The 5,618-nt window shown below is 68.5% G+C and carries 8 protein-coding genes; 5 read left to right on the top strand and 3 right to left on the bottom strand.

Features of this window, described 5'->3' with window-relative positions; translation table 11 throughout:
• Positions 1-55: 55 nt before the first annotated feature.
• On the bottom strand, positions 56-616 hold the full coding sequence (locus F5X71_RS32035; protein WP_174817173.1) for a peroxiredoxin-like family protein: 561 nt from the start codon (positions 614-616) through the stop codon (positions 56-58).
• Between the two features lie 71 nt (positions 617-687).
• On the opposite strand from F5X71_RS32035, the gene F5X71_RS32030 reads away from it, so the two are divergent.
• The 3 genes from F5X71_RS32030 to F5X71_RS32025 all read left to right on the top strand — a co-directional run bounded on the left by F5X71_RS32030 (position 688) and on the right by F5X71_RS32025 (position 2,004).
• The gene (locus F5X71_RS32030) at positions 688-1,311 is read left to right on the top strand and encodes a TetR/AcrR family transcriptional regulator C-terminal domain-containing protein (RefSeq protein WP_167465348.1); all 624 of its coding nucleotides are present in this window, start codon (positions 688-690) and stop codon (positions 1,309-1,311) included.
• A 118-nt stretch (positions 1,312-1,429) separates the two neighbouring features.
• Positions 1,430-1,642 (top strand): Uma2 family endonuclease, encoded by a 213-nt coding sequence (locus F5X71_RS37320; RefSeq protein ID WP_238816097.1) that lies wholly within the window; start codon positions 1,430-1,432, stop codon positions 1,640-1,642.
• The gene (locus tag F5X71_RS32025; RefSeq protein ID WP_342803751.1) at positions 1,561-2,004 is read left to right on the top strand and encodes a Uma2 family endonuclease; all 444 of its coding nucleotides are present in this window, start codon (positions 1,561-1,563) and stop codon (positions 2,002-2,004) included. The genes F5X71_RS37320 and F5X71_RS32025 overlap by 82 nt, the downstream gene beginning before the upstream one ends.
• Positions 2,005-2,031: 27 nt before the next feature.
• Here F5X71_RS32025 and F5X71_RS32020 read toward each other — a convergent pair whose 3' ends face one another.
• Complete coding sequence (locus F5X71_RS32020) at positions 2,032-3,258, bottom strand: GDSL-type esterase/lipase family protein (RefSeq protein ID WP_167465347.1); 1,227 nt, start codon at positions 3,256-3,258, stop codon at positions 2,032-2,034.
• Between the two features lie 108 nt (positions 3,259-3,366).
• Between F5X71_RS32020 and F5X71_RS32015 the strand changes: the two genes are divergently transcribed.
• A complete protein-coding gene (locus tag F5X71_RS32015; protein ID WP_167465346.1) occupies positions 3,367-3,837 on the top strand; it encodes a MarR family winged helix-turn-helix transcriptional regulator in 471 nt (156 codons plus the stop codon).
• Here F5X71_RS32015 and F5X71_RS32010 read toward each other — a convergent pair.
• The gene (locus F5X71_RS32010; protein ID WP_167465345.1) at positions 3,806-4,513 is read right to left on the bottom strand and encodes a TetR/AcrR family transcriptional regulator C-terminal domain-containing protein; all 708 of its coding nucleotides are present in this window, start codon (positions 4,511-4,513) and stop codon (positions 3,806-3,808) included. The genes F5X71_RS32015 and F5X71_RS32010 overlap by 32 nt on opposite strands.
• A 90-nt stretch (positions 4,514-4,603) precedes the next feature.
• On the opposite strand from F5X71_RS32010, the gene F5X71_RS32005 reads away from it, so the two are divergent.
• Positions 4,604-5,614, top strand: a complete 1,011-nt coding sequence (locus F5X71_RS32005; protein WP_203218235.1) for an NAD(P)-dependent alcohol dehydrogenase — start codon at positions 4,604-4,606, stop codon at positions 5,612-5,614.
• The last annotated feature ends 4 nt before the right edge of the window (positions 5,615-5,618 follow it).

The raw sequence follows: 5,618 nt of genomic DNA, 5'->3' as shown, positions 1-5,618 counted from the left end.
CGCCGGAAGCTCCGCCGGTGCAGCGCCTTCGAGGCGCCGCACCGGCGGTTCCCGGTCACGGCAGCGGTGCCCGTTTCGGGACCAGGGCGAGCAGTTCGTCCACCGACCACTGGTCGTCGACGTGCGTGCCGTGTTTGGCGGCCAGGACCTGACCATCGGGGGCGATGAGCAAATCGGCGGGCAGGCCGAGGCTGCCGCCCTCGGGCTTGGTCGGGGGAGTGGGCTGCCTGCGACGCAGGGTCGCCACCGCGGCGTGGGTCAGGCCGCGGGCGATGCCGGGCCAGCCACGCGGATCGAGTAGCGCGCGCGGGGAGGATTCCACACCGAAGTCCCGGTAGAGCTGTTTGCCGGGGTCGGCGATCAGATCGAACGGCATGCCCTCGGTGTACTTGCGTAGTTCTGTTGCGCTGGAATGGAATACGACGACCTCGCGGATGCCCGCTGCGACGATCTCGTCGTGCCTGGTGACGATCGAGCGCAGGTGCAGGTGGCAGACCGGGCAGCCCGCGAAGCGGCGGAATTGCAAGTGGATCAGGCGGTTCGGGTCGGGTAGATAGACCTGTCGATCGGCGACGGTGGTCAGCACCCGATCGGCGACGGTGGTCGGCAGGGGCATTCGAGTTCCCTTCGTAAGTATACTGTGTACGCCTACGTCAAGTATGCGCGTACCTTGTACGCTGTCAACCCATGCCCCGCCCTCGTTCCCTCACCGCCGCGGATCTGGCGACCGCCGCACTCGCGGTGCTCGACCGCGCCGGTCTGTCCGCGCTGACCATGCGTGCCGTGGCCAAGGAGCTCGGCACTGCCACCATGGCCCTGTACCGCTACGTCGCCGACCGCGAAGCGCTCGAGGTGCTGATCGTCGACCAGGTCTACGCCGCGATCGACAGCTCCCTCCCGCCCGGGGTGTCCTGGCGGGAGGGCTTGACCATCCTGCTGGAACGCAGCCGCGCGGCGGTCGCGGCGCACCCGGAAACGGTGCCGTTGGTGCTGCGTCATCGGCAATCGGCACCGAACTCGCTGCGCATGATCGAGACGATGCTGGCCGTGCTCGCCGACGGCGGTTTCGCCGGTCGAGACCGCGTGCTCGCGCAACGCACCCTCGTCGCCTTCCTTCTGGGGGCTTTGCAGAACGAGCACTACGCCGCCCTGTCCGGCCAGGGCACCGCCACCATGGCCGCCCTCGACACCGACACCTTCCCCCTGCTGACCGAGACCGCCACCGAGGCCCGCACGATCTCGAGCGACGACGAATTCCGCACCGGCCTCGACATCGTCCTACGCGGCCTGAACTACCCAGCGCACGACTGATCCCGACGCACCCGCACCCCAAGACGGCACTCCGACCCGAGCCGCCCGTTCGGCCGGACTCGGACCGAAATCGGCGGGCTGGAGATGCCCTGGCGCGACGTGGTCTGGAGGTGTTCCGATGGCGACGCCGATGCCCCATGCCGACCATTGGACGTCCGCCGACCTGGAAAACATCCCTGACGACGGACTGCGTCACGAGGTGTTGAACGGTCAGCTCGTTGTGCACGCGGCGCCGAAGCCTCGGCATCAGTGGCTGCTCGAGTGGTTGGGGCGTGCGCTGGATGCCGCCTCCCGTCTGACTGCTTTGCGCTGGAAGGTGTCGGCGTACTGATCGGGGACGACGAACCGATTCCCGATCTGATCGTCGCGACGGGACCGATCGATTTGCACGCTCGAGGAATACCTCCTGAGCAGGTGCTACTCGTTGTCGAAGGCGTCTCGAAGTCGACGACGTTTCATGACCGAATGGTGAAGCCGGTCGTCTATGCGGAAGCGGGTATTCGAAACTACTGGCGTTTCGAGCCCAAGAGTTTCAAGGGGCAGCCGGCGGGAGAGTCGTTGCCGGTGCTGTTCGCTCATGAGCTGGGGACCGCGCAGGCGTATGAGCTGACCCATCGGGTGGCCGCTGGTCGGGCGACCACCCTGCGCAGTCCGTTCGAGTTCACGATTGATCCTGGATCTCTCCTGCCCTGATCTCGTTGCCGGGGTGCGGCAAGTGGGTCAGACTGCCAGGGCCAGGAGGTCTTTGGCGTGGGTCTGGTTGACGCGGCGGGGGATGCGGTGGGGTGTGGTGACTTTCGGCATCGCGGGGGCGAATAGAGCGGTGGTGTCGATGGTTTCGGCCATGGCGCGGGCGCCGGCGTCGTTGAGGTGCATGCCGTCGCCGCTGTTGTAGTCGGGACGGATGAAGTCGGGCCGGGCGGGGTCTTCCACCGCGCGGGCGACGTCGAAGACGGAGTCGAAAACGTCTGTGGTGCGCAGCCATTGGTTGACCGCGTGGCGGGTCCGCACGGTCTCGGCGACGGGCATGCCGGGGTAGATGACCCCGGCGTAGGGGCCGATGGTGGCGGCGTGCACGGTCAGGCCCGCGGCACGGGCACGCCGGGCCAGGTCGGTGAAGCCCGCGATCAGTTCGTCTGCGGTGGCGGGCTCCTCGCCCGACATGCCGCCGAGGATGAGGTCGTTGATGCCGAAGTTGCACAGCACCGCCGCCGCGCCGGGCACGCTGAGCACGTCGCGATCGAAGCGCAGGCGTCCTGGCGTGCCGATCTCGTTGGTGAGCAGGCGGTTTCCGGCGATGCCCTGGTTCACCGCCCAGCCGCGGTCGAGCCTGCCGTTCAGCACGTCCACCGAGCGGCGGTTCGCGCTCACGGTCGTGCCGACGCCCTCGAACCAGGAATCGCCGAACGCCACGGCGACCGGTGTGCCCGCCGGGGCGGCCACGTCGACGCCGGAGACGAAGAAGCGCGCCGGATAGGTTTCCGCCGCAGCGAGATCCGGGTCGGCGGTGACGTTTCCGCTTGCGATGTAGGCGATTTCGGACGGTTGGTGCGAGAAGGTCGCGAGCCCGGTCGGCTCGGGTAGGTACAGGCTGAGCATCAGGTCGTCGCCCGCTGCGACGGCCAGTGCGACCGGGTCGCTGACGAGTTCGCCGCCGACCGGCACGACCGCCTGTTCCGCGCCGCCGAAGCGCAGTGCCGCATCGGTTTCGGTGACGATCGCGCTGCCGGAGCGGCGCAGCGCGATCCGGGCGGCGCCGATGACCAGTGCGTCGCGCCCGAAGAGGTTGGTCAGCCGAATCCGGACCTGATCGCCGCCGCCTGCCAGGTGTAGCACCTGGCGCACGGTCTCGTCGGCGAATGCCCGCGAGTCGGCGAGCTTGACCTGCTCATAGGGGCTGATGACGGCGGAACGGAAGCCGGCGACCCAGTGGGTGGTGTCAGACATCGGAACTCCAGTGATTGCTGCGAGGAATAATGCGTATGCATATTTCTACAGTGGGGTATTCCTCTTGTCAACTATCCCTGGGTCAATTACTTCCGGTAGGTTGGTGGCATGGACGCGGACCTGTTCGACGATTCCCGGCTGACCACGATGGGCCTGCTGTTCGAGGCCCACGCGGGTGTGGTGGCCAGGCTGGAGCCGACCTGGCGGGCGCACGGCTTGACCGGCATGGATCTGAATGCCCTGATGCGCCTTAGTCGTTCGCCGGGCCGACGGTTGCGCATGACTGATCTCGCCACGCAGACCGCGCTGTCCACCAGCGGCGTGACCCGGCTGGTGGATCGGCTGACCCGGTCTGGACTGGTCGAGCGGGAACTCGACCCCGGTGATCGGCGCAGCGCCTATGCCGTGCTCACCGCGGCGGGGGCGCGGCGGCTCGCGGAGGTGCTGCCGGACTATCTGCGCGCGGTCGAGCGCTGGTTGACCGGGCTGCTGACCCCGCAGCAGCTCGACGGGCTCGTTACCGCGCTGCGCATCGTGCGCGACACGGTCAACCCCGAGGCGACCGCGGGTCTGGACTGAGTTCGGCGGGGCCGGACCTAGCGAGCAGGCGGTCCAGTCCGTCGAGGATCAGGTCCAGGCCGAAGTCGAAATCTGCTATGCCCGTGTGCTTTCCATCGATTACCAATTGGGAGAGCGCGTTCATGTACGGGAACCGATCCGGCGGAATGTGTGGCAGGAACTGTGCCGCCGCTGCGGCGTATTCGTCCGGCTGGAGCGGAAAGTTGTTCTCCTGCATGGTGAAGCCGTAGATGTGGCTGTCCATCGCGTTCCAGGCGCGATCGGCGAGCTGGTACGAAAAGCCTGCGGCGCGTAGGCAACCCAGGGTGGCGTCGATGTAGCGCAGCATCGCGGGCCCGACGTTCAGGCGGGAGCCGATGAGTCCCGTGGCCCACGGATGCCGCAGCAGCACCTCGTGTGCGGAGTGTGCGCGCTCGCGCATGGCCGCCTTCCAGTCGCCGCCGATGGCGGGCGCGGCCATCTCGGCGATCACCAGGTCGGCGATGCCGTCGAGCAGGTCGTCCTTGTTGGCGACGTGGTTGTACAGCGACATCGCCTCGACCCCGAGCGGTTGGGCCAGCTTGCGCATGGACAGCGCGGCGAGGCCGTGCTCGTCCGCTGCGCGCACGGCGGCGCGCAGCACCTTTTCCCGGTTCAGTGGGGTGCGCGGTGTGTCGGTGGCGGGTGGCTTGGGCATGGACCCTCTCGGTTGACGTACTTACGGTGTAAGCGTACCGTCCGAGGGGAGTGACTTACGCTGTAAGTCTCCGCGTAGCGAGGAAATCCGATGCCCGAGATCGAGGACACCACCGTGACCGCCGCCGAGATGACGGCGGTGGTGGCACCGTGTTACGGCACCGGTGCGGTGCTGCGGGCCGAGCGGGTCGCCCGGCCGAACCCGCGCGCTGGCGAGGTGTTGGTCCGGGTTCGTGCGGCGGCGGTGTGCCGGGGTGACGCGCACCTGCTCACCGGCACGCCCTACCTGCTGCGCCTGGGCTTCGGCCTGCGTCGGCCCAAGGACCCGGTCATCGGGCACGATCTGGCAGGCGAGGTGGTCGCGGTCGGCGCGGATGTCACCGGATTCCGGCCGGGCGACCGGGTTTTCGGGGAGGTCGGTGCGGGTGCCTTCGCCGAGTACGCCTGTGTCTCCACCGAGCGGTTGGCGCTCGCTCCGGCCGGGGTGCCCCTCGAAGAGCTTGCGGCCGTGCCTGATTCGGGCATGACCGCGTTGCAGGGCCTGCGCGACGCGGGGCGGCTGCGCGCGGGTCAGCGGGTGCTGATCAACGGCGCCTCTGGCGGTGTCGGCACGTTCGCGATCCAACTCGCCAAGGCGCTCGGCGCCGAGGTGACCGCGGTGTGCAGCACCCGCCATGTCGCCGCCGTGCGAGAACTCGGCGCAGATCACGTGATCGACTACACCGCAGCGGATTTCACGACCGGCGCGGCGCGCTATGACGTGCTGCTCGACCTGGTCGGCAATCGCACGCTGCGGGACTGTCGTCGAGTGCTCGCCCCGAGGGGAGTGTTCGTCGCGTCCGCGGGTGCGCCGGGCGGGAATTGGGCGGGCCCGCTCGTCTGGATGGGAAAGATGATGCCGGCCAACCTGTTCGTGCGCCAGCGGATCGCGGTGCATCTCGTGCGCCCGCGGCGAGCCGACCTCGAATACCTCGCCGAGCTCGTCGCCGCGGGTAAGGTGCGTCCCCTGATCGAGCGGCGGCATCCGCTGGCGCAGGCCGGCGTCGCACTCGACCACATCATCGCCGGACACGCCCAGGGCAAGACGGTGCTCGTGGTCTGAGCCG

Source organism: Nocardia brasiliensis, from assembly GCF_011801125.1.
Taxonomy (GTDB): Bacteria; Actinomycetota; Actinomycetes; order Mycobacteriales; family Mycobacteriaceae; genus Nocardia; species Nocardia brasiliensis_C.
The sequence above is the reverse complement of the archived record's forward strand: the minus strand, read 5'-3'. Positions and strand labels throughout refer to the sequence as shown.

Excerpts from the sequence above, each read along its gene's own strand:
- F5X71_RS32005 (WP_203218235.1), top strand. The coding sequence starts at position 4,604 with ATGCCCGAGATCGAGGACACCACCGTGACCGCCGCCGAGATGACGGCG.
- F5X71_RS37320 (WP_238816097.1), top strand. The coding sequence starts at position 1,430 with ATGGCGACGCCGATGCCCCATGCCGACCATTGGACGTCCGCCGACCTG.
- F5X71_RS32015 (WP_167465346.1), top strand. The coding sequence starts at position 3,367 with ATGGACGCGGACCTGTTCGACGATTCCCGGCTGACCACGATGGGCCTG.
- F5X71_RS32035 (WP_174817173.1), bottom strand. The coding sequence starts at position 616 with ATGCCCCTGCCGACCACCGTCGCCGATCGGGTGCTGACCACCGTCGCC.
- F5X71_RS32030 (WP_167465348.1), top strand. The coding sequence starts at position 688 with ATGCCCCGCCCTCGTTCCCTCACCGCCGCGGATCTGGCGACCGCCGCA.
- F5X71_RS32020 (WP_167465347.1), bottom strand. The coding sequence starts at position 3,258 with ATGTCTGACACCACCCACTGGGTCGCCGGCTTCCGTTCCGCCGTCATC.
- F5X71_RS32010 (WP_167465345.1), bottom strand. The coding sequence starts at position 4,513 with ATGCCCAAGCCACCCGCCACCGACACACCGCGCACCCCACTGAACCGG.